The following is a 22,608-nucleotide window of genomic DNA, read 5'->3' as shown; positions in this document are numbered from 1 at the left end:
CCCTCCTGTCGCGCGAGCCGAATGTGGGGAGCGGTAGCGCGGCGCTCGGTGTTGGAAAGAAGAATCGCGAGCGACGAACGCGTCGCTCGGCGGTCGAGTCGTCGATAAAAATCGCGTGTCGTCGTGGCCCGACGGGGGCGCGCGACGGTCGGTCAGTGAAGCGGTCCAGCGGAACGGCTGCGGTCGGGGTGGGGTGTGAAGGCGTTAACCGAACTTCACACCTCGCGGGTCGCGTGCGCTCCCCGCTCGGTATCGAGGTTCTTTCAGAACCTCGCTTACATCGCGCCGCCCATGCCACCCATGCCGCCCATGCCGCCGCCCATGCCGCCGGGCGCGCCGCCGGGGCCGCCGTCGTCGCCGCCGTCGTCCGTGCCGCCGCCCTTGAGGTCGCCGGCCGCGATGACGTCGTCGATGCGGAGGATCATGACGGCCGCCTCGGTGGCGGACTCGATGGCCTGGGTCTTGACGCGGAGCGGCTCCACGACGCCCTCGGCCTCCATGTCGATCACGTCGCCCGTGTAGGCGTCGAGACCGGCGCCGAACTCGCCGCCGTCGTGGCGGGAGCGGAGGTCGACCAGCGAGTCGATGGGGTCGAGACCAGCGTTCTCGGCGAGGGTGCGCGGGACGACTTCCAGCGCGTCGGCGAACGCCTCGACGGCGAGCTGCTCGCGGCCGCCGACGGAGTCGGCGAAGTCGCGGAGCTGCAGCGCCAGCTCGGCCTCGGGGGCGCCGCCGCCGGGCAGGACCTGCCCGTCGAGCAGCGTCGTGCGGACGACGCCGAGCGAGTCGTCGATTGCGCGCTCGACCTCGTCGACGACGTGTTCGGTGCCGCCGCGGAGGATGAGGGTGACGGACTTCGCTTCCTCGACGTCCTCGACGAAGATGCGCTCGTCGCCGCCGATGTCCTTCTGGGCGACGGAGCCGGCGAAGCCGAGGTCGTCCGACTCGATGTCGTCGAGGTTGGAGACGACGCGGCCGCCGGTCGCGCGGGCGAGCCGATTGAGGTCACCGGACTTCGCGCGGCGGACGGCGAGGATGCCCTCCTGCGCGAGGTAGTGCTGGGCCATGTCGTCGATGCCGTCGCCGACGAAGACGACGTCGGCACCGATGTCGGTGAGGTGGTCGACCATCTCGCGGAGCTGCTCCTCTTCCTGGTCGAGGAACTGCTGGAGCTGGTCGGGGTCGGTGACGTTGACCTCGGCGTCGATCTCCGTCTCCTTCACTTCGATGGCGCCGTCGAACAGCGCGACGTCGGCGTCCTCGACCGCGAAGGGCATGTTCTCGTCGACGCGCTCCTTGTCGACGATGACGCCCTCGACGAGCTCGGACTGGTCGATCGAGCTGCCGACGACCTTCTCGACGGAGACGTTCTCCGTGTCGATGCCGTCGTCGTCCTGAACCGCGAGGACGGCGTCGACGACGAGCTCGGCGAGGAGGTCCTTGGAGTTCTCCGCGCCCTTGCCCGTCATCGCCGTCTCGGCGATCTCGACGAGCGTGTCGTAGTCGTCCGCGGAGACGTCGATGGCCTCCTCGTCGAGGATCTCCTTGGCCTTCTCGGCGGCCTGACGGTACCCCTGCGCGAGGGTCGTCGCGTGGATGTCCTGATCGAGGAGCTCCTCGGCCTGATCGAGGAGCTCACCGGCGACCACGACCGCGGAGGTGGTGCCGTCGCCGACCTCCTCCTCCTGCGTCTCGGAGACCTCGACGATCATGTTGGCCGCCGGGTGGTCGATGTCCATCTCCTTCAGGATGGTGACGCCGTCGTTCGTGACGACGACGGACCCACCGGAGTCGACGAGCATCTTGTCCATCCCTTTCGGGCCGAGCGTGGTGCGGACGGACTCCGCGACCGCCTTGCCGGCCGTGATATTCATGTTCTGAGCGTCCTTTCCGGATGTTCGCTGCGATTCCTCGGAAAGTACGATCATGGGCTGATTGCCCATCCGCTGGCGCTGTGACATTACGACCATTGATTGTTTGTGATTCTATATAAACCTTTTGCTCGGTTCGTGAGAAACCGCAACACGGTGGGGGAGTATCGGGCGGCATGAGGTGCGTTCACACGGTCCTTTATATAGAACTCCAGATCAATCGGTGGGATGGAGGTTAGACGAGAAAACCGGGGTGGCGCGCCTCCGAGCGGCCGCCATCGGCGGCCGTGAGGAGCCCGCGAGGGAGTCGCTGGCCCCGGAGCGAAGCGGAGAGGGCCAGCGACGAGGCTGGGGAGGCGTGAGGTGCGGTTGCGGTGGGGGGGGGGGGACTCAAAGGGGCAGTCGCGAGGGCGAAGGCGCGGGACGCAAGGACCGCAGGAGGGAGCGAGCGAAGCGAGCGACTGACGAGGACCGCAGCGACCGCACCGAGCCCTNCGCAAGGACCGCAGGAGGGAGCGAGCGAAGCGAGCGACTGACGAGGACCGCAGCGACCGCACCGAGCCCTCGCGGCTGGGGCTTTGGAGGTGGTATCTCCGAGGAGCCCGACCACGTACAGCCGAGCGGCTGGGGCTTTGGAGGTGGTATCTCCGAGGAGCCCGACCACGTACAGCCGAGCGGCTGGGGCTTTGGAGTCGGTCAGTGTGTCGCCAGCAGTAGAGGTCGTCCGTGACCGAACAAGAGTACCTACAACGACAGAACAGGAAGATTCGCTCGCTTATTGCGGCGCGTTGAAGCTCACGTCGTCGTCGAGTTCGTTCGACATGCGCTCCAAGTACGAGTACACCGCGCCGTGGGGCGCCCCGTCCAGCAGCATCCCGACCGCCCGGCGAACCACTTCCAGCTCCTCGGGCTGGCCCACCGCGCCCACGGTGGAGCCGTAGACGACGACGTTCGCGCCCGACAGCTCCTCGAGCAGTTCGCGCGTGCGGCCGTTCTCCCCGATGATCCGACCCTTCTTGCGCTGGAGGTCGTTGTCGTTGCGAGTGTGTTCGGAGAGGTCGATCAGATCGAGCGTCCGGAGGTCGTGGTCGAGGATCGACAGCGCCGTCTCCGGCTTGAAGCCGCGCCCGATCGCTTTGATGATGTCGGGGGCCACCATCGCCGCCACGGGGTCGTCGCGCTCCTCGATGGCGACGCTCCCCGACTCCGAGTCGATGTCGAGCCGCACGTTCGCCCGCTCTTCGATCTCCCGCATCGTCTCGCCGCCGGCGCCGATGACGACGCCGATACGGTCCTGCGGAACCGTCACGTGTTGCATACCACGGGATATCCGGCGGAGCCTTTTAACTGTGTTCCGCGGCGGGCGCCGTGTGGGCGCGTGACGGTGGTCTCCGGCCGATCGAGCCGCCCGACCGGCGACCTACTCGTCCGAGTCCGTCGCGTGGGCGTCCGGTCCCGTGGCCTCCCCGGTCGGGTCGGCCTCGGGCTCCGTCACGTACGCGCGGAGGGCGTCGGGGTCGACGTCGATCCCCTGTCGGGTGAAGAAGGTCGCCACGTTCTCGCAGTCGCGGGCGAGGAACTCCCCGGCGTTGGGGTGGTGGACCGTCACCGCCTGCCCCAGGTCGATGATCACCAGCTCGCCGTCGTGGATGATCATGTTGTACTCCGAGAGGTCGCCGTGGATCAGGCCGGCGCCGTACAGCCGGCGCATGTACTCGCGGACGACCTCGTAGGCGGTCTCGGGGTTCTCCACGTCGACCTCGCTCAGCCGCCGTGCGCGCTCCTCGGCGTGGCCGACCAGCTCCATCACGAGGACGTTCCGCTGGACCGCGATCGGTTCGGGAACGCGCACGCCGGCCTGCCGCGCGCGAGAGAGGTTCGCGAACTCCTTCCGGGTCCATGCCAGCACGACCGCCTTCTTATCGCTCGCGATGCCCTCGAAGCGCGGGTCGCCCTCCAGGTAGTCGCGCATCTGCCGGAAGTTCGAGGAGTTGATCCGGTACACCTTCACCGCAACCTCGCGCTCGGGGGTGACGCCCTCGGGGCCGCCGCCGGCCGCCTCCGACCCCGGCTCCGGCCGCTCGCCCGCCTGCCCGCCGAGCGCCTCGAAGACGCTCGCCTCCTTCCCGGTCGACACCGGCCCGCCGAAGGCGTCGACGTAGCCGTCTTGGACCAGCTTGTACACCGCCGCCAGCGTGGCGTCGTCGAACACCGACTCCTGGAGCTTGAACTGCTCGGTGTCCTTGATCCGCTTGCGGAACTCGTCGAACTCGCGGTCCTGCCGCCGGGCGATCCGGTCGGCCTCGGTGTCGGAGACGTCGAGCTGCTCCCACTCGTCGCCGGGCTGGTCCGCCGGTTCGAGCAGGCCGAAGTCCTCGCTCATTCGGCAGGAGGTTCGACGCCGCGAGGGATAAGCGAGGGGGTCCGCGAGCGGCCGCGAGCGTCCGTCCCGCTACAACACGTCGAGCGCGTCCGCGACCGGCATGTGGCCGTCGCGGACGGCCTCTAAGATCGTCCGACGCTCCTCGGTCTCCGGGTCAGGCGCGTCCGCGTCCTCACCGGCCCCGTCGTCGCCGACCTCGCCCAGCGTCACCTTCTCCGTCTCGCCGACGAACTCGGGGAAGTCGGTGCCGTCCGCGAGGGCCTTCTCTTTCTTCACCCGATAGGAACCGGCGTCGGTGGTGTAGAGGTCGCCCGGGTGGAAGAAGTACCAGTCCTCGCGGTCGAACCGCACCGCGATGCGCGCCTTCGCGCCGAAGTTCCGCGCGAAGAACAGCAGCGCCTCCACCTCCTCGCCGGTGAGGTAGATCGGGTCGCCCGCGCTCGACTTCGCCTCGATGGCGTAGAACGTCTCGCCGTCGCCCGCGAGCACGTCGGGGAGCTCGCGCTCGGTCGCGGAGCCGCTGGCCGGCGCGCGCATCACGGCGAACCCCGCCTCGTCCAAGGCGTTCACCAGCTCGCGCTCGCGGCGGTCCCCCTTCCGGTTAGCGGACACGGTCGTCGTCACCCGGGTCGGTCATACGCGTCGTAGCGGCGAGCCGGGCAAAAGCCCGGCGGGTCGCGGGTCCCGATCGCACCCAGTTCCGCGCGGACGCGACCGGCCGTCATCCGCGTAGCCGCCACCACAGCGACCGGATCTTGTATCCGAGCGAGCCCCGCTCGTACCCGTTCCAGCCGCTCATCCCGCCGGAGAGCGTCGAGGCCTCGTAGCCCGCCTCGTCGAGGACGCGGGTCGCGCGCTTGGCGACGATCCCCATCTTACAGACGGTGACGATCTCGCTATCGTCGGGGATCTCGTCGAGCCGACGGCGGAGCGCGGCGTCGTCGCCGCTCCGGAGGTCGTCGTACACCGGCACGTTCCGGCTCCCGTCAATCGCCCCGCTCCCGTAGTCCGACTCGGGGCGGATGTCCAACAGGAACGGCTCGTCGTCCGTACCGAGGCGCTCGTCCAACTCGTCCGGGCGGATGCGGCTCATCGGCGGACGGTCGGTCTCGGGGGGAAATTCCTGCCGCCTACGGCGCGTCGAGCGCGGCGACGGCGGGGCCGCGACCGGCCTCACCCTCGCAGCCGCTCCGCGTGTTCGACGACGATCCGCCCGAGTCGCTCGGTGCGCCGGCGGAGGTCGTCGTCGGTGATCCGCGGAGCACTATCTGAGGCGGCCGCGTCCGCCGGTCCGCCCGTCTCGACCTTCGAGGAGGCACCCTGAATCCCGACCTCGTGGGGGACCGTCCACGCGTGGACGTTCCGGAACGTCGAGCGGAGGTGTTCGAGCGTGCCGCCGTAGGAGCCGCCGCCCGCCGTCGCGAGCAGCCCGACGGCGGTGTGCTCGTACTCGTCGGAGCCGCAGAAGTCGTGGAAGTTCTTGAACGTCGACGAGTAGGAGCCGCGGTAGACGGGCGTCCCGACGAGGACGCCGTCGGCCTCGCGGACGCGCCGTTTCAGCGCCTCGCTGTCGCCCTGCGCGCCCTCGTCCGGGTGGTACAACGGGAGGTCGACGGCGGCCAAGTCGATCAGGTCGGTCTCCGCGCCGGCGTCGGCGGCGGCGTCGAGCGCGACGCGGAGCGCGGCCCGCGTGGTGCTGTCAGCGCTCCGACTGCCGGAGACGGCCGCGATTCGGGTCATAATCCGCGTTCGGGACCGAGTGATAAAAACGGAGGCGATTGGGGGAGATCGGAGTCGGAGTGCCGGTCGCCGGCGATGCGTGATTGACCGCAGATCGGCCGTGAACGCCGCCAACGCCCCAGCCGATCGGCTATAATCGACTGTCCGTAGGGCGGCGGCGAACACCTCCAAAGCCCCAGCTGCTCGGCTATAATCGACTGTCCGTAGGGCGGCGGCGAACACCTCCCCAGCCTCGTCAGTCGCCTCCGCTTCGCTCCGGCGACTGACTCCCTCGCGGACTCCTCGCGGTCGCCGGCGGCGACCGCTCGGAGGCGCGCCACCGCGGTTCGTTTATAAATCGCCGACATCGGGCCGCTCGCGCAAGCCTCGCGAGCGACACCGGGCATTATTGTCCCCGCCGCCGACGTGGGCGATATGGACCAGATAGCCTTCGGCACGGACGGGTGGCGCGCGACGCTCGACACCTTCACCGACGAGCGCGTGCGGATCGTCGGGCAGGCGATAGCCGATCACCTCGACGCGGCGGGGCACGACGAGCCGGTCGCGGTCGGCTACGACGCCCGCGAGACCTCAGAGGGATTCGCCGAGAGCCTCGCCGAGGTACTCGCCGGCAACGGCTTCGACGTGCTGCTCCCCGAGCGCGACGCGCCGACCCCCGTCATCGCGTACGCCATCGTCAATCGCGGGCTCGCCGGCGCGTGTATGGTGACGGCCTCGCACAACCCGCCCGAGTACAACGGCGTGAAGTTCATCCCCCACGACGGCGCCCCCGCGCTGCCCGACGTGACCGAGGACATCGTCGATCGGCTCGCGGAGCCCGACCTGCTCCCCGAGGACGAGCGCGGCGCGATCGAACGCGTCGACCTCGTGAGCGACCACGCGGACGCGGCCCGCGAGGTCGTCGGCCGCGTCGCCGGAGACGGAAGCGGCGGCGTCGACCTCTCCGGACTCACCGTCGCCTACGACGCGATGCACGGGAGCGGGCGCGGCGTGACGGACGCGCTCCTCGAAGCCGCCGGCGCCGAGGTCGTCCGCCTGCGCTGCGAGCGCGACGTGACGTTCGGCGGCGACTCCCCCGAGCCGTCGGCCGAACACCTCGAAGAACTGGCCGAGCGCGTCACCGACCCCGAGAGCGACGTGGATCTGGGGATCGCCAACGACGGCGACGCCGACCGGATCGCGGTCGTCACGCCCGAGCGGGGGGTCCTCGACGCGAACCTCTTCTACGCCGCCTGCTACGACCGGCTCCTGGAGACCGACTCGGGGCCCGCGGTCCGCACCGTGTCGACGACGTTCCTCGTCGACCGCATCGCCGAGGCGCACGGCGAGGCGGTGTACGAGACCCCGGTCGGCTTCAAGTGGGTCGCCGAGGCGATGGGCGAGCACGACGCGCTGTTCGGCGGCGAGGAGTCGGGCGGGTTCACCCTCCGCGGCCACGTCCGCGAGAAGGACGGGGTGCTGATGGCGCTGCTCGCGGCCGCGACCCACGCCGCCGAGCCGTTCGACGCGCGCGTCGACCGCCTGCTCGCCGAACACGGACAGATCGCGGCCGGGAAGGTGTCGCTCGACTGCGCGGATGACCGGAAGGCGGGCGTTCTCGACGAACTCGAAGACCACATCCCGGAGTCCGTCGGCGGCTCCCCCGTCGCGAAGGTCGTCACCCTCGACGGGTTCAAGCTCCTCTTGGAGAACGGCTCGTGGCTGCTCGTCCGCCCCTCGGGGACCGAGCCGAAACTGCGGGTGTACGCCGAGGCCGACAGCGACGAGGCGGTCGACGAACTGCTCGCCGAGGGGCGCGACCTCGTCGAACCCCTGATCTGAGGGCGGGCGGGTCGGGCGACGGCGACCCGCCGGGAGACCGCCCGCCCGGACGAGTTTCAGTTCCGCCTTGGGTTCGACTCGTTTATTTATAAATTAACCCCGTGTCGTCGCGTACGGCCCGACGCGGCCGAGAGACCACATGATCGACGAGCCACTGCCGGCGCCGACGGTACCGACACCGAACCGAGGCCGACCGAGCGCGACGAAAGCGCCCCCGATCGCGGGGCGAACTGCGACGCGACCGACCCGGCCAGCGAGCCGGCAACGTCCGACCGGGACCCGCGGGAGGAACCGGACCGCGCTACCGATCCGCCGCCCGACCGGCACGGCGGGGACGCGGCCGGCGAACCCGACCGCGAACCGGGCGGCGAGGGCGACGAGGCGGACGAACCGGACGCGTTCGAATACCGGCTCGAACGGCTCCGACTGTGGCGAACCGTCGTCACGCTCGCGGTCGTCGTCGCCCGGCTCGTGCGGTCGCTGTGAGCGGTCGGTCGTCGCTCCGATCGGGTGCCTTTTTAGGTGATACCGCCCAAGCTGAACGTATATGTTCAAGGCCATCGTGGGCGCGTCGACGTTTCAGGACGCGCTCGATTCGGTGAGCGTGTTGGTCGACGAGTGTAAGATCCGCCTGAACGAGGAGGAGCTCTCCATCCGCGCCGTCGACCCCGCCAACGTCGGCATGGTCGACCTCACGCTGGAGGCGGCCGCGTTCGAGTCCTACGACGCCGACGGCGGCGTCATCGGCGTCAACCTCGCCCGCCTCGAAGACATCGCCGGCATGGCCAACTCCGGCGACCTGATCCACCTCGAACTCGACGAGGAGACCCGCAAGCTCCACATCGAGATCGACGGCCTCTCGTACACCCTCGCGCTCATCGACCCCGACTCGATCCGGCAGGAGCCGGACATCCCGGACCTCGATCTCGCCTCCGATATCGTCGTCGAGGGCGCCCAGCTCGACCGCGGTATCAAGGCCGCCGACATGGTCTCCGACCACATCCGCCTCCGCGTCGACGAGACCGACGAGGCGTTCTTCATCGAGGCCGAGGGCGACACCGACGACGTGAACCTCAAGCTCGACCGCGAGGACCTCATCGCGCTCACCGCCGGCCCCGCCGACTCGCTGTTCAGCCTCGACTACCTGAAGGACATGAACAAGGCGATCCCCTCCGACGCCGAGGTCACCGTCGAACTCGGCGAGGAGTTCCCCGTCAAGCTCCACTACGGGTTCGCCGAGGGGCTGGGGAACGTTACTTTCATGCTCGCGCCGAGAATACAAAGTGACTAACGCGGTCTGTCCGACCTGTAACGAGGCATTCAAACGAGTCGGGAGCCACTGGGCGAAGGGCTCATGCCCATACCCACGGGTACCCCCGCGCAAACAGGAGATGGTTTTGGGATTGCTCATGGGCGACGGCTCGATACCTACGCAACCCGATGGTAGTAACGGCGTGTTTCACCTCCCGATGGTTAATCGGCAGTTTTTGGAATGATATGACAACCGAATGGATATTTTCACCACCGGAGTATCGTTGAAGAAAACTGCCGAAGAACTCGCCAAGAACAATCGAGAGACCGGATTTAGCCCGAACGCGAAAGCCGAGAATCACCACGATATGTACACCGTTTGGAGTCGAAGCCACCCATACTTCACCCGGCTTCGGAGTTGGTACGAGTCGGGCACCAAACGGATTCCCGAGAGCTTCGAACTAACGCCAAAAGTTGCGAAATTCTGGTATATTTCGGATGGGTTTCTCGATGTCGATCGGAATCGGACGCCGAGAGCTGAAATCCGAACGCGAACAGAATCGGACCGTCCCGAGTTCCTTCTCGATCTGTTCAGAGAACACGGATTCGATCCCAATTTTCGGCGAGGTACCATTCGATTTTCTCGCGGTGAGACTCAGAGATTCCTCAACTGGATGGGCAACCCACCACCCGGTTTCGAGTACAAGTGGGTGCTCGACTCACGGGAACGCTACGATCGCCTGAAGGCACAGGCGTACGGCGAGACGCACGCATTATAGATCGTCCACGATCGGGATCGACACCGTCACCCGCGTCCCGCGCGGCTCGCGCTCGGCGTACGTCACGTCGGCGCTGACCGCGGCGGCGCCCCACGCGACGACCCACAGCCCCAGTCCCGACCCGTGTTCGAGGGCGGTCTCTCGCCCCGATTCGACCGCCTCGACCTCGTGGTCCGGGATCCCGGGCCCGTCGTCCGCGACGGTGAGGACGAACCGGGCGTCGCCGTCGGTGTCCCCCCCGCCGTCGGTCCCCTCCGCGCCGCCCTTCCTGCGGAGCGACGCGCGCACCCACGTCCCGCCGTCCTCGCGCTCGGTCCCCTCGCCGTCGTGGTGGTCGACCGCGTTCTCCACCGTGTTCTCCACGACCGCGCGGAGCGCGTCGGGCCTGACGCGCGTGGTCCAGTCGGCCGCGCCGCCGTCGACGGTCGCCGCCGCGTCCCCGACGGCGAGTTCGAGCGTCGCGTCGCCGTCGCGGTCGCGGGCGTCCGCGACGATCGAATCGAGGAGGTCGCGGACGTCCGTCGCCTCCGGGTCGCTCTCTTCGAGCAGTCGCTCGACCGTGCCGGCCTTCTCGCCGAGCGCTGCCAGCGCGCCAGCGCGGCGCTCGACCGCGTCGGCCATCTGAACGAGCTCCGGGTCGTCGAGTCGGTCGCGGAGGATCTCGCCGTACCCGTGGACGACGCCGGCGTCGTTGCGGAGGTTGTGGCGCAGGATGCGGTTGAGCACCTCAAGCTGTTGTCGGCGGCGCTCGCGCTCGGTGACGTCCGAGAGGACGACCGTGTACCCGACGTGGGTCCCGTTGGGGTCGGTGAGCCGGGAGACCGACACCGCGTACGTGCGGCGGCCCGCGCCGGCGGCGGCGTCGATCTGAACCGTCTCGCGTGAGCCGCCGGGCTCGTCGTCGGGGGCCGAGTCGTCGTCCGGGGCGGACTCGCCGCCGTCCGACTCGGCCGCGCGCTCGTCACCGATTTCGACCGGGAGGTCGAGGAAGTCGGCGAGCGGGCGGTCGCGAGCGGTCTCGGCGTCGACGCCGAGGACCGTCTCGGCGGCGGGGTTGAGCCGGACGACGCGATTGTCAAGCGCCAGCGCCACGATGGGGTCTCGCAGGTCGTCGATGGCGGTGCGCTCGGCGGCGCGGCTGGTCGTCGGGTTCCGGTCGAACATCTCCGCGCGGTCGAAGGCGTACGCGTCCATGATCACGTGCGGGACGAACATCAGGGGGGCGAGCTGGAGCTGCGGGACCGGGCCGATCTGGAGCGCCCACGCGACCAGCGCGAACCCCGGCGGCAGCGAGCTCAGCGCGACCGCCGCGCTCTCGCGGCGGTAGAGGGGGCCGTAGCTGAGCAGCGTGTCGACGAGGAGGAACACCGCACTGGCGACGAGGACGGTCTCCGCGGCGACCGTCAGGTACGCCCACGGGCCGAACGCGTACGAGACGGTCTCGACGCCGAAGACCGGGTCGCGCCCGAACTCGGTCCAGAAGGCGCCGTGGAGGGAGTTCGTGGCGACGAGCGCGGACGAAAGGACCCCGAACGCGGCGACCGCCGCGAACAGGCGGCTCCGGACCACGTCGCTCCGGCCGGTGTACTCCAGCGCGAAGCCGAGGAAGGCGACCCCGGTCCAGATCACGCCGAGCCACATCGTCGCCTCCAGCGCCGCCCGGACCGCCGGCTCGGAGACGAGCAGGCCGACCCCGTAGGAGAGACACCACGTCGCCTGCGCGGCGAACACGCCGAGGAACCAGTCGACGCCGGGACGGCCGCGGTGTTCGCGGATCGCCCACGCCAGCGCGAGCGCCCCGGCCCCGCCCGCGAGCGAGCCGACGGCGGGCCACGCGGGGACGAGGTCGAGGGCCATTCGTGGAGGTACGACGGCGACGGCGGGGGTAAAACTGTCGCGCGGCGACGGCCCGGCCGGTCCGCGCTCCAAGCGAGTCAGCTCTCCAGACGAGCCGGCGCTACAGGTGTCGCTCGATGACGCGCTTTGCGGCCTGTCCCTTCTCCTTCCAGCCGTACCCCTCGTCGTACACGTGGCGCTTGGCGTCGACGAGCTCCTCCGGCGTCGACTCCTCGAAGCCGCCGCGGTCCCACGCGCCCGACGCGTGGAGCCACTCGATCACGTTCTCTCGCGTCTCGGGCCACGAGAGGCCGACCATCTCGTACCACGCCACCATCGCGAACACCGCGTTGTCGTGACAGCCCGGGACGGAGCCGTGTTCGTAGACGGTGCGCATCGGGTCGCGGGTGGGTTCGGAGACGCGCTCTTTGAACTCCGCTGCGGTGAGCAGACGGAGGCGGTCCCCGTCCTCGACGACGCGCTGGTCGCGGCGGAGCGCGCCGAGCGCGGCCTTGTGGAGCCCGCCCCACTCCGCGGGGACCGCGTCCCGCAGCGCCGCCTCCGGGAGGCCGTCGGGCTCCGCGGACAGCACCGACAGGAGGTCCGTGTACGCCTTCTCGACGGTCGGCCAGCTCACGCCCTCGAAGTCGCAGTCGGCGTCGTGAAGGCTGTTCGTCGTCCGACAGCCGGGACACGGGTAGCGGAACGTCGGCACGAGGCGACGCTTCGACGCCGCGGGAGTTAGGGGTTTCGCGACGACGGTCACGGACGTTGCTGCGGTTCCGAAACGTTTACTCACCGCCCGGTCGCGGATCCAGACGTATGACAAAGGTCAGCGTTATCGGTGCGGCGGGGACCGTCGGAGCCGCGGCCGGCTACAACCTCGCGCTGCGCGACGTGGTCGACGAGCTCGTCTTCGTCGACATTCCGGACCAGCGCGAGACGACGATCGGACAGGCCGCGGACGCGAACCACGGCGTCGCGTACGACTCGAACACGACCGTCCGGCAGGGCGAGTACGAGGACACCGCCGGCTCGGACGTCGTCGTCATCACCGCCGGCATCCCGCGTAAGGAGGGACAGACGCGGATCGACCTCGCCGGCGACAACGCGCCGATCATGGAGGACATCGGGTCGTCGCTCGCTGAGCACAACGACGACTTCGTCACCGTCACCACCTCGAACCCGGTCGACCTGCTCAACCGCCACCTCTACGAGGCGGGCGACCGCGACCGCAACAAGGTGGTCGGCTTCGGCGGGCGGCTCGACTCCGCGCGCTTCCGCTACGTCCTCTCCGAGCGCTTCGACGCGCCCGTCCAGAACGTCGAGGCGACGATCCTCGGCGAGCACGGCGACGCGCAGGCGCCCGTCTTCTCGAAGGTGCGCGTCGACGGCCGCGACCCGTCGTTCGACGCCGACGAGAAAGAGCAGATCCTCGAAGACCTCCAGGAGTCCGCGATGGACGTGATCAGCCGGAAGGGCGCGACGCAGTGGGGGCCGGCCACCGGCGTCGCCCACACCGTCGAGGCGATCCTCGAGGACACCGGCGAGGTGCTCCCCTGCTCCGTCGTGCTCGACGGCGAGTACGGCTACGACGACACCGCGCTCGGCGTGCCGGCGAAGCTCGGCTCGAACGGCGTCGAGGAGGTCGTCGAGTGGGACCTCGACGAGTACGAGGCCGACCTGCTCGACGAGGCCGCCGAGAAGCTCTCCGAGCAGTACGAGAAGATCGCGTAGGAGAGTTTCGCGAAACTCGGCCGACGTCCGCGAGGCTCGGTCGCTCTCACCGCCGATTTTTTACCGCTGCCGCGCGCTCCTCCGAGCATGAACCGCGCCGAGATCGACACCGACGACCTCCTGAAGGTCGTGTTGCTGCTCGTCATCGCCTGGCTTCTCTTGGAGATCGTCGGGGTCGTCCTCGAAGTCGCCTTCTGGCTGCTCGACGCGCTCCCGACGCTGATCGGGATCGCGCTCGTCGTCCTGATCGCCTTACACCTCACCGATCGGATCTGAGGCGGCGACCTTCGTGTTCAGCCTCAACGTCCCGCTCCCGCCCGCGATCGATCGGCTCGCGGCCGATCTCCACCCGAAACTCACGGGGTTCGACGTGGTCCGCGACCGCCACACCCTCGTCTGTAAGCGGTTCGGCGTCGGAGACGTACAAAGGGGGGAGGGAACGGAAGACGAGAAAGGCGGACGCGGAGGGGACCGAGCCGTCCCGCCCCGACAGGAAGCTCTCGACTACCTGCGCGACCGTCTTCAGCGACCGCTCGGGGCCGCCGAACCCTTCGATGTCGCCGTGACCGGGGGCGACGTCTTCGACGCGCCGCGGTCGGGGTCGCGGCCGGTCGTCTATCTGGCGGTCGAAAGCGACGGGCTCGACCGGCTCCACCGACGGCTCTGTGCCGCGTTCGGTGCGGTCGAGGGGATCGAGGGCGACGAGTACGTGCCGCACGTCACGCTGGCGCGAGGCGGGAACCCCGAGCCGGGCGCGGTCGCCGACCTCGTCGACGCCGAGTTCGACCCGGTCCGGTGGCGCGTCCACGCGCTCGACGTGTGGGACCCGGAGTACCGGGAGGTCGCGGCGACGGTCGATTTATGATTGGGATGACCCATTCGCGGCGTTCGCGTCGGACGTTCAGTCGTCGTCTCGGTACGCGTCCCCGCCCCGCTTCCGGATCGCGACCACGAACAGTATTTTTTGATCGCGGTCTACGCGACAAGCGAGCCTGAACTGACCGATCCGAAGTTTCTGGTGCGGAGCACCGGCCAGCGGTTCAAGGTGGTCCGTCGGGTCCCGCCACTGGTCGGTGACTACCTCGTCGAGCTGTCGCTCGGAGCGATCGGTGAACCGCCAGTCCCACCCCTCGCTCATCGATCGTCGTCACCGCTGCCGTACTCGGCTTTGATCGCGTCGCTGTCGCGTGTGCGACCCTGCTGGATGTCGACCTCACTCGCGGCGACCGCCTTGAGGTCGGCCCGGTCGAACTCGGGGTGTTTCACCGCGTCGCGAAGCACGTCGCGCACGAACTCGCTCCGGCTGTTGTAGCCGAGATCCGTCCACGTCGCGTCGACGTCGGCGAGGAACGACTCCGTCATTCGGATGTTGACCGTCGTCTTCTCCGGCGGCGAACTCGCTTCTGACATACAAGTGTGCTGAAATTGTGTATGAATAACGGTTACGCCGAGGATAGCGTGACGGACGGTCGAGACTGACTACGCGCCGTCGACCGCGTCGGTCTCCCCGACCGCGTCGTGCGGCCCTACCGGCCCGTGCGTCGGGCAAACGCCCGCGATGGGGGTCGCGTTGAGACAGCAAGCGCGCTGTTCGCCCGCGACGAGACCCTCAGAGAGCGGCTCGCCGCAGCGGGCGCAGTACGACCCCGCCTCGTCGCCCGTCATCCCTTATCGTTCGCGGATCCGCATCGGCACCGGGTGGTTCGGGTGCATCGTCAGCGACCCGCGCAGGGAGAGGTCCGGCCCCTCGTAGTCGAGGTCGAACCGCGAGCAGACCGTCGCGAGGATGATCTTCGCCTCCATGAGCGAGAACGCCTTTCCGATACAGTGGCGCGGGCCGCCGCCGAACGGGAAGAAGGCGAACCGTGGGCGCTCGCTCCGCCGTTCGGGGGCCCAGCGGTCGGGATCGAACGTCTCGGGGTCGTCGTACCAGCGCTCGGACCGGTGAATCACCCACTGGGAGACCATCAGCGCCGAGCCCTCGGGGATCCGGTACCCCCCCAGTTTCACGTCGAGCTTGGGCTCGCGGAACAGCGTGTAGACGGGCGGGTAGAGGCGCATCGACTCGTTGAGCACGCGCTCGGTGTACTCCATCTCGCGCACGTCGGCCGCGGTGAGGGAGCCGCCCTCGGTCGCCATCGCCGCCTCGCTCGCGACGCGCTCGCGGGCCTCGGGATGGTTCGAGAGGAGGTAGAACGTGTACGTCAGCGCGAGCGCGGTGGTGTCGTGGCCGGCGAGCAGCATCGTCACCAGCTCGTCGCGGAGGTTCTCGTCGGTCTGCTCGCCGCGGTCGCGGGCGCGGAGCAGGACGGAGAGCAGGTCCATCGGGAGGTCGGCGTCGGGGTCGCCGGGCGGGCCGCGGACCCCGGCCCCGTCCGGGCCGGCGGGGTCGACGCTCGGGTCGCGTTCCGTGCCGCGGCGACGCTCGACGATGCCGTCGATGACGGATTCGAGCGTGTCGATGGCGGCGTCGAACTCGCGGTTCTCGCGGGTCGGCAGCCAGTCCGGGACCAGGTACCGACGGGGGTCGGGCTCGAACCGAGCGCCGAGCGGTTCGAGGTTCTCCTGGACCGTCTTCACCTCCTCGTCGTCGATGTCGGCACCGAACATCGCCGTGACGATGATCCGCACGGTGAGCCGCGCCAGCTCCAGTTGGAGGTCGACGACGTCGCCGTCCTCCCAGTCGGCGACGTGCGACTCGGCGTGGTCGGCCATCACGCCGGCGAGCGCGCCGATCCGGCGGTTGTGGAACGCGGGGTTCGCCAGCGTGCGCTGGCGCCGCCACGTGTCGCCGTCGCTCATGAGGAGGCCGTCGCCGAGCAGCGTGTCCATCGCGTCGTCGAACTGGGGCTTGGTGTAGCGTTCCGCGTCGGCGACGAGCACGCGCTCCACGTCGGCGGGGTTCGTGAGCAGGTACGTCTCCCTGGGGCCGAGGTTGAGCCGCACCACGTCGCCGTAGCTGTCGGCGCAGGCGCGCAGGAAGCCGAACGGGTCGTCCGCGAACTGGCGACCGTTGCCGAAGAGCGGGTCGCCGAGCGGTCCGGGCGGCGTAACGGACATACGATTTCTGGGGGTTGAGCGGGGTTAAACGTTCGGCGGGGCGAAACGGAAGCGCCGGAAAAGCGGGCTGTCTCGGGGGTCGGAGGTCCGGGAGGTCGGAGCGTTACCGCGCGTCGAGCTGCTCGACGCGGGCGATCAACTCGTCGACGGCCGCCTCTTGGTCGTCGGTGGCGTCGACGATGCGGTCGGTCGCGTCCTCGGTGCGGTCGGAGCGCTCGCGGACCGCCTCCAGCGACGACGTGAGCTCCTCGACGGTCGCGGCCTGGTCGTCGGTGGTGCGCGCCACCTCCGCGACGCCCGCGGCCGCCTCGTCGACGGCGTCGGCGATCTCTTCGAGGGAGTCGAGGACCGTCTCGATCTCGGTGCCCGCGTCCTCGATGCGCTCGTGCGAACGCTCGACCGCGGTCGTCGTCTCCGCGGACTGCGCCTGGAGCTTGTCGAGGCTCTCCGTGATCTCCTCCGTGTAGCCGCGGGTCTCGTCGGCGAGCTTCTTCACCTCCTCGGCGACGACCGCGAAGCCGTCGCCGCCCTCGCCGGCGCGGGCGGCCTCGATGTTGGCGTTGAGCGCGAGCAGGTTGGTCTGCTCGGCCACGTCGGAGATGACCTCGATGACCTCCTCGATGTCGTCCATGCGCTCGGAGAGCGCGCCGACGCTCTCGACCAGCTCGTCGCCGATCTCGACGACGTCCTCGGTCGCCTGCCGCGCGTCCTCGCTGGCGTCGAGCCCCTCGTCGGCGGCGTCGGCGGCCGCGATCGCGGCGGAGTCGACCTCGTCGGCCGTCGCGGCGACCTCCTCCATCCCCGCGGAGAACGACTGCATCTCGGAGACGCTCTCTTCGAGGAGTTCGTTCTGCTCGTCGACGTTCTCGGCGATGTCGGCGGCCGCGGCGCTCGCCTCCTCGACCGTCCCGTCGAGGTCGCGCGCCTTCTCGTGGACGCCCGAGGAGAGCTGGTCGAGGTTGTCGGCCATCCGGTTGACCACGTCGATCACGCGGACCAAGTCGCCGTCGAGGTGGTCGAAGGCGTCGCGCCGGGCGGCTCGGGCGTCCAGGTTCCCCTCGCCGATCGCCTCGGCGGTCTCCCTGACCTCGGTGACCAGTTCGCTCGTCGCGTCCCGCTCATTGACCGTCTCCGTCCGGTCGATGACGACCTCCGTCACGCCGATGAGTTCGCCGTCGTCGTACAGCGCGGTCGCCGTGAACTCGATGTGGCGCTCGTCGCCGTGCCGGTCGATCATCGTGCTGGAGTCGCGGTAGCGATCGCGGGCGGAGTCGCACGGCTCGACGCCGTACACCTCGTCGGCGTTTTCGGGCGCGTCGAGCACCTTGTCCGCCAGCGTGTCGGCCCGCCGGCCGTCGGGGTAGAACAGTTCGGAGACGTGGCCGTGACCGATCGCCTCGTCGCGGTCGGCCCCGGTGAGCGACGCGATCGACTCGTTCCATTCCGCGACGTTCCCCCCGCAGTCGAGGATGAACGTCGGGATGCTCGTGGCGTCGAACACCTGCTCGAAGCCGGCGCCGGCGAGGGTCCCCGCGCGGTTCACGCCCGCCTCGTCGGTGAACGTGTGGTCCCCGTTTTTGCCGGCCGCCGCGTCGCCGGGTGTCTCGTCCGTCGACCCGCCGGAACCGGACGCGCCCTCGACGACGACGCCCCCGTCGGGGACCGACCGGGAGTCGTCCCCCCGACCGAATACGTTCCGCAGACGCTCGCGAAGTCCCGTCATGTCTACGTCACTGTCTCTCAACCGGCATCATAAACCGCACGTCCCGGAACTCACGTTTGATAATCCGAGGTAACGGCGGACCGGAGGAGCGGTCCGGCCCGGCCCGCAGCGTTCAATGGCGTCGGGCGGCTACGGAACCCAGAGACCGATGGACGCCGACGGGGTCCGCGAGCGGGCCGGAGACCTCCCGACCGAGCCGGGGGTCTACCAGTTCCGGGCGGGCGAGGCGACGCTGTACGTCGGGAAGGCGCTCGACCTCCGCGACCGGGTGCGGTCGTACGCGGACCCGCGCTCGGGCCGCATCCTCGGGATGGTCGAGCGCGCCGACCGGATCGAGTTCGCGGTCACCGACACGGAGACGCAGGCGCTCCTCTTGGAGGCGAACCTCATCAAGCGGCTCCGCCCGCGGTACAACGTCCGGCTGAAGGACGACAAGTCGTACCCGCTCGTCGCCTTCTCCGACCACGAGGTGCCGCGGATCGAGGTGACCCGCGATCCGGAAGCGGGCGCGGTCGCGTACGGCCCCTTCACCGACGTGGGTCGCGTCGAGACCGTGGTGAAGGCGGTCCGAGAGGTGTACGGCCTCCGCGGCTGCTCGGACCACAAGTACGAGGGGCGCGACCGCCCCTGCCTCGACTACGAGATGGGCATCTGCTCGGCGCCGTGTACCGGCGAGATATCCCCCGAGGCGTACGCGGAGGACGTGGCCGCCGCGCGGCGCTTCTTCGAGGGCGAAGCGGGCGTCCTCGCGGACCCCCTGCGCCGCCGAATGGAGACCGCCGCCGAGGCGAACGAGTTCGAGCGCGCCGCGAACCTCCGCGACCGCCTCGAAGCGGTCGAGACGTTCCACGGCGAGGGCGGCGAGGCGGTCAGCGATCGGTCCGACGACCGCACCGTCGACGTGCTGGCGGCCGCGGTGGAGGGCGAGGCCGCCCGGGTGGCCCGGCTCCACAGCGAGCGCGGCCAGTTGGTCGACCGGACGCGACACCAGTTGGACGCGGCCGCGGTGGCGGACGCGGCAGAGCGAGGCGGAGCGAGCGGAGAGGGGGGAGGCGCGGACGCCGACGCCAACACGCCCGCGGCCGTCCTCGCCGCGTTCCTCGCGCAGTACTACGCCGAGCGGGAGTTCCCGGACGCGGTCCTCCTCGCCGAGCAACCCGCCGACCCGGACGTGGTCGACTGGCTGGAGCGCGAGGGAGTCGGGGTCCGCGTTCCGGGCGCCGGGCGCGAGGCGAAGCTCGTCGAGCTCGCCCTCAAGAACGCCCGGAAGCGCGGCGGCCGCGACGACTCCGTCGGCGCGCTCGGCGAGCGACTGGGGATCTCGCGTCCCGACCGGATCGAGGGGTTCGACGTGAGCCACGCGCAGGGCACCGCCGTCGTCGGCTCCGACGTGTGCTTCGTCGACGGGAGCGCGGAGACGGCCGACTACCGTCGGAAGAAGCTCACCGAGCGCAACGACGACTACGCGAACATGCGCGAGCTGATCCGGTGGCGCGCCGAGCGCGCGCTCGCCGGCGAGGACGACCGCCCCGACCCGGACCTCCTCCTCATCGACGGCGGGGAGGGACAGCTGGGAGCCGCCCGCGACGCCCTCGCGGAGACGGGGTGGGACGTGCCCGCCGTCGCCCTCGCGAAGGCGGAGGAACTGGTCGTCACCCCGACCGGGACCCGGCGCTGGGACGACGACGCGCCCGAACTCCACCTGCTCCAGCGCGTGCGCGACGAGGCGCACCGCTTCGCCGTCGCCTACCACCAGACCGTCCGCGACGAAGTGAAGACGGTCCTCGACGACGTGCCGGGCGTCGGTCCCGAGACGCGCCGCCGCCTCCTCCGGCGGTTCGGCTCGGTCGAGAACGTCCGCGACGCCTCCCGCGACGACCTCACCGACGTCGACGGCGTCGGCGACGCGACCGCCGACACGCTCCGCGAGCGCCTGTGAGCCGAAGACGGGTCGGCGTTGCGGACGGCGACCGCCGTCACGCCGACTCGACGGCGCGCTCGACGAGGGCCGCCTCGGCCTTCCGGAGCAGTTCGCCGGCCGTGCTCGTCGCGCAGTCGAGCGCGGCCGCGACGTCCGCGACGCTCCCCTCGCGCGGAACCTCGTAGTACCCCGCCGAGACCGCCGTCTCCAGCGCCGCGCGCTGTCGGTCGGTTAGCCGCGACGGGGCCCGCCGGCGCTCGAACTCGTGGGCCCGCTCGATGGTGAGGTCGGCGAGGGCGCCGAGGTCGTCGTGGAACTCGCTGAGCGCCGCCGTCGCGCCCACCGCCTCGAACCGGACGTCGCCCGACTCGCGGAAGACGACCGGGGGAAGGAAGATCACCCGCGACGCCGCGACGGTGTCGAGGAGCGCCGCCGAGAACTCGTAGGCGTCCTGCCGGAGGAAGGCGTAGGTCCCGTCGACGTCGCTCACGAGGCTGCTCGCGACCAGCGAGTCGAGCGCGTCGAGGGCGGCCGCCGTCGCGTCGCGGTCGCCGTCGAACCAGAGCAGCGTCGTCGCGTCCGCCGTCGGGCTCCACATCAGCAGCTCCGCGCGACGGACCGGCGAGTCGCCGACGATCACGTCGTGTAGCGGGTGACGGAGCCGCTCCGGGTAGGCGGCCGAGAACCTGATCCGTTTCATTGCGCGGTCGCTCATCGTTCGAGCGTGCCGTATATCAATGCGCCTAGTTCGGGACGCCCTCGCGGGGCTCCGGGACGGGCTCGGGGGGGAGGGTCAGACGGATCAGCGGGGACGGGCTCGGGGAGGAGGGCCGGACGGGTCAACGGGGACGTGACAGGGCCTCGGGAGCGGCTCGGAGGAGCGTCCCGAGGTGGTCCGCGCCGTCAAGGACGCGGAGGTCGGCGGTCGGGAGCGTCTCGGCCAGTCGTTCCGCCCCGGCGACGGGGACGTTCGCGTCGTCGGTCCCGTGCCACAGGCGCACCGGGGCGTCGACCGCGTCGAGGTCGATCCCCCAATCGGTTCCGGCGTCGCGGAACTCGATGACCGCACCGTTGCGATGGCGCTCGAACGCCGCGAGGAAGTCCTCCTTCACGACGGTCGCGGCGTCCTCGGGGACGGCGTCGGCGTCCTCGGCGTACTGGGCCACCACGAACGACGGGTCCGCGCGCGACGCGACCCACGCCTGCCCGCGGAACAGCGCCCCGAGGACCGACGGCGTCGCGGCCGCGAGGCCGGACAGGAGCCGCTGGACCGCGGGCGTGTCGTCGCCGAACGACGGCGGTGTCGCGCCGGCGACGAGGTCGACGCCGGTGACCCGGTCGCTCAGCGACGCGGCCGTCGAGAGGGCGTAGGGCGCGCCGCCGGAGAACGCGACGAGAGCCGCCCGCTCGACCCCGAGGTCGTCCAAGACGGGCCGTACGGACGCGGCGGCGTCGCCGACGGTCCGGTCCGGCTGCGGCGACGAGCGCCCGTAGCCGGGCCTGTCGGGCGCGATCACGCGGACGTCGTTCGCTCGTGCCGCCGGTTCGAGGAGCGCCCCCAGCCGGCGGGACCCGGGCGTCCCGTGAAAGAAGACGACCGGGTCGCCGCCGGGAGGCCCGTACGTCGCGTAGGCGATCCGGCGACCGTCGGCCGAGCGGGCGACGCTCGACGCCTCACGCGCCGGCACCCGGCGCTCCGGGGTCGAGTCCGGTCGCGCGGAGTCGGTGGTGGCCATCACCTGTGTGTAGGACGGCGCGGGTACTGGAAATTATGCCGGACTGATACGGTAGTATTTATATAAGTCACTGATTCGACCACCCCAAACGGTATCCGTCGCTCGGTCGATCCGTCGACCGAGATGCGAGCGTTCTTCGCCGTCGACCTGCCGGACTCGCTCGCGGCCGCCGTCGCGGACGCGCAGGCCGCTTTCGCGGACGCTGCCGGCGTCAACCCCGTCGATCCGGAACAGGCGCACGTGACGCTGAAGTTTCTCGGCGAGGTCGGCGAAGGGGACGACGGGACCAAACCCGTCCTCGACGACGTGATCGCCGCCGGCGAACGGGCGGTCGAACGCGCCGGCGTCACTCCGTTCGAGGCCGAAATCGAGAGGCTCGGCGTCTTCCCGAACCGCGAGTACATCTCGGTCGTCTGGGCGGGCGTCGACCGCGGCGGCGACGACCTCGCAGCGCTCCACGAGGCCCTCGAAGCCGAGACGACCGCGCTCGGCGTCGACCCCGAAAGCCACGAGTTCACGCCGCACGTGACGCTCGGCCGGGTCGAGAACGCGGCCGGCGCCGAGGCGGTCCGGGACGCGCTCGACGACGAGGGGGCCGAAATCGGGACGTTCTCCGTCGACGAGATCCGACTGATCGAGTCGACGCTGACCGCGTCCGGTCCGGAGTACGGCGTCGTCCGGGAGTTCGGGCTCGGGTGACCCGACCGCGGTCGCACGGCGGATGAGATTCTCACCGGTGATAGCCGCGGC

At 70.1% G+C, this 22,608-nt stretch carries 23 protein-coding genes and 1 pseudogene; 9 read left to right on the top strand and 15 right to left on the bottom strand.

The features are described from left to right. Window positions 1-275: 275 nt before the first annotated feature. The 6 genes from thsA to C463_RS13595 all read right to left on the bottom strand — a co-directional run bounded on the left by thsA (window position 276) and on the right by C463_RS13595 (window position 5,994). The gene (gene thsA, locus C463_RS13620; RefSeq protein ID WP_080510850.1) at window positions 276-1,928 is read right to left on the bottom strand and encodes a thermosome subunit alpha; all 1,653 of its coding nucleotides are present in this window, start codon (window positions 1,926-1,928) and stop codon (window positions 276-278) included. Window positions 1,929-2,646: 718 nt separating this feature from the next. Beyond that, entirely contained in the window at window positions 2,647-3,189 is a 543-nt protein-coding gene (locus C463_RS13615) for a KH domain-containing protein (RefSeq protein ID WP_008444741.1), read from the bottom strand. Between the two features lie 102 nt (window positions 3,190-3,291). Next, a complete protein-coding gene (rio1, locus tag C463_RS13610; RefSeq protein ID WP_008444740.1) occupies window positions 3,292-4,254 on the bottom strand; it encodes a serine/threonine-protein kinase Rio1 in 963 nt (320 codons plus the stop codon). 69 nt (window positions 4,255-4,323) lie between these two features. Then, on the bottom strand, window positions 4,324-4,878 hold the full coding sequence (gene hjc, locus C463_RS13605; protein WP_008444739.1) for a Holliday junction resolvase Hjc: 555 nt from the start codon (window positions 4,876-4,878) through the stop codon (window positions 4,324-4,326). A gap of 97 nt (window positions 4,879-4,975) precedes the next feature. After that, window positions 4,976-5,347 carry a rhodanese-like domain-containing protein gene (locus tag C463_RS13600; protein ID WP_008444738.1) on the bottom strand — a complete coding sequence of 124 codons (372 nt, stop codon included), beginning with the start codon at window positions 5,345-5,347 and terminating at the stop codon, window positions 4,976-4,978. Window positions 5,348-5,427: 80 nt separating this feature from the next. Then, window positions 5,428-5,994 (bottom strand): NADPH-dependent FMN reductase, encoded by a 567-nt coding sequence (locus C463_RS13595; RefSeq protein WP_008444737.1) that lies wholly within the window; start codon window positions 5,992-5,994, stop codon window positions 5,428-5,430. 414 nt (window positions 5,995-6,408) lie between these two features. Between C463_RS13595 and C463_RS13590 the strand changes: the two genes are divergently transcribed. From C463_RS13590 to C463_RS20215, 4 genes and pseudogenes are all read left to right on the top strand, one after another. Continuing rightward, window positions 6,409-7,815 (top strand): phosphoglucomutase/phosphomannomutase family protein, encoded by a 1,407-nt coding sequence (locus C463_RS13590; RefSeq protein WP_008444726.1) that lies wholly within the window; start codon window positions 6,409-6,411, stop codon window positions 7,813-7,815. A gap of 139 nt (window positions 7,816-7,954) precedes the next feature. Next, window positions 7,955-8,301, top strand: a pseudogene (locus C463_RS19775) (hypothetical protein). Between the two features lie 61 nt (window positions 8,302-8,362). After that, a complete protein-coding gene (locus C463_RS13585) occupies window positions 8,363-9,106 on the top strand; it encodes a DNA polymerase sliding clamp (protein ID WP_008444717.1) in 744 nt (247 codons plus the stop codon). Between the two features lie 217 nt (window positions 9,107-9,323). Beyond that, window positions 9,324-9,845 (top strand): hypothetical protein, encoded by a 522-nt coding sequence (locus C463_RS20215; protein WP_137695773.1) that lies wholly within the window; start codon window positions 9,324-9,326, stop codon window positions 9,843-9,845. Here C463_RS20215 and C463_RS13580 read toward each other — a convergent pair. Both C463_RS13580 and C463_RS13575 read right to left on the bottom strand, forming a co-directional pair. Next, window positions 9,840-11,702: a sensor histidine kinase gene (locus C463_RS13580; RefSeq protein WP_008444715.1), complete on the bottom strand. Its 1,863-nt coding sequence runs from the start codon at window positions 11,700-11,702 to the stop codon at window positions 9,840-9,842. The genes C463_RS20215 and C463_RS13580 overlap by 6 nt on opposite strands. A 100-nt stretch (window positions 11,703-11,802) precedes the next feature. Further along, the gene (locus C463_RS13575; protein WP_008444713.1) at window positions 11,803-12,396 is read right to left on the bottom strand and encodes a DUF7474 family protein; all 594 of its coding nucleotides are present in this window, start codon (window positions 12,394-12,396) and stop codon (window positions 11,803-11,805) included. A gap of 107 nt (window positions 12,397-12,503) precedes the next feature. Between C463_RS13575 and mdh the strand changes: the two genes are divergently transcribed. The 3 genes from mdh (at window position 12,504) to C463_RS13560 (ending at window position 14,283) form a co-directional block, all read left to right on the top strand. After that, window positions 12,504-13,418 carry a malate dehydrogenase gene (mdh, locus tag C463_RS13570; protein WP_008444712.1) on the top strand — a complete coding sequence of 305 codons (915 nt, stop codon included), beginning with the start codon at window positions 12,504-12,506 and terminating at the stop codon, window positions 13,416-13,418. A gap of 87 nt (window positions 13,419-13,505) precedes the next feature. Next, window positions 13,506-13,694: a DUF7554 family protein gene (locus C463_RS13565; RefSeq protein WP_008444710.1), complete on the top strand. Its 189-nt coding sequence runs from the start codon at window positions 13,506-13,508 to the stop codon at window positions 13,692-13,694. A 13-nt stretch (window positions 13,695-13,707) separates the two neighbouring features. Further along, window positions 13,708-14,283 (top strand): 2'-5' RNA ligase family protein, encoded by a 576-nt coding sequence (locus C463_RS13560; RefSeq protein WP_008444709.1) that lies wholly within the window; start codon window positions 13,708-13,710, stop codon window positions 14,281-14,283. 36 nt (window positions 14,284-14,319) lie between these two features. Here C463_RS13560 and C463_RS13555 read toward each other — a convergent pair whose 3' ends face one another. From C463_RS13555 to C463_RS13535, 5 genes are all read right to left on the bottom strand, one after another. Further along, window positions 14,320-14,556, bottom strand: coding sequence for a type II toxin-antitoxin system RelE family toxin (locus tag C463_RS13555; RefSeq protein WP_008444707.1), 237 nt, complete (start codon window positions 14,554-14,556; stop codon window positions 14,320-14,322). After that, on the bottom strand, window positions 14,553-14,828 hold the full coding sequence (locus C463_RS13550; protein WP_008444705.1) for a ribbon-helix-helix domain-containing protein: 276 nt from the start codon (window positions 14,826-14,828) through the stop codon (window positions 14,553-14,555). Before C463_RS13550 ends, C463_RS13555 begins: the two co-directional genes overlap by 4 nt. A 69-nt stretch (window positions 14,829-14,897) precedes the next feature. Further along, entirely contained in the window at window positions 14,898-15,083 is a 186-nt protein-coding gene (locus C463_RS13545) for a hypothetical protein (protein ID WP_008444704.1), read from the bottom strand. A 3-nt stretch (window positions 15,084-15,086) separates the two neighbouring features. Further along, complete coding sequence (locus tag C463_RS13540; protein ID WP_008444703.1) at window positions 15,087-16,478, bottom strand: cytochrome P450; 1,392 nt, start codon at window positions 16,476-16,478, stop codon at window positions 15,087-15,089. A gap of 103 nt (window positions 16,479-16,581) precedes the next feature. Further along, a complete protein-coding gene (locus C463_RS13535; protein ID WP_008444702.1) occupies window positions 16,582-18,201 on the bottom strand; it encodes a methyl-accepting chemotaxis protein in 1,620 nt (539 codons plus the stop codon). 148 nt (window positions 18,202-18,349) lie between these two features. Here C463_RS13535 and C463_RS13530 point away from each other — a divergent pair, with 148 nt between their 5' ends. Next, window positions 18,350-20,140: an excinuclease ABC subunit C gene (locus C463_RS13530; RefSeq protein WP_008444701.1), complete on the top strand. Its 1,791-nt coding sequence runs from the start codon at window positions 18,350-18,352 to the stop codon at window positions 20,138-20,140. Window positions 20,141-20,177: 37 nt separating this feature from the next. Here C463_RS13530 and C463_RS13525 read toward each other — a convergent pair whose 3' ends face one another. Both C463_RS13525 and C463_RS13520 read right to left on the bottom strand, forming a co-directional pair. Next, window positions 20,178-20,822 carry a helix-turn-helix domain-containing protein gene (locus tag C463_RS13525; RefSeq protein WP_008444700.1) on the bottom strand — a complete coding sequence of 215 codons (645 nt, stop codon included), beginning with the start codon at window positions 20,820-20,822 and terminating at the stop codon, window positions 20,178-20,180. Window positions 20,823-20,961: 139 nt separating this feature from the next. Then, the gene (locus C463_RS13520) at window positions 20,962-21,858 is read right to left on the bottom strand and encodes an alpha/beta fold hydrolase (RefSeq protein WP_008444699.1); all 897 of its coding nucleotides are present in this window, start codon (window positions 21,856-21,858) and stop codon (window positions 20,962-20,964) included. A 123-nt stretch (window positions 21,859-21,981) separates the two neighbouring features. Between C463_RS13520 and thpR the strand changes: the two genes are divergently transcribed. After that, window positions 21,982-22,557, top strand: a complete 576-nt coding sequence (gene thpR, locus C463_RS13515; protein WP_008444698.1) for an RNA 2',3'-cyclic phosphodiesterase — start codon at window positions 21,982-21,984, stop codon at window positions 22,555-22,557. Window positions 22,558-22,608: the final 51 nt, after the last annotated feature.

Source organism: Halorubrum californiense DSM 19288 (assembly GCF_000336875.1).
In the GTDB taxonomy this organism is placed as follows: Archaea; Halobacteriota; Halobacteria; order Halobacteriales; family Haloferacaceae; genus Halorubrum; species Halorubrum californiense.
This window is presented reverse-complemented; position numbering and strand designations above follow the sequence as displayed.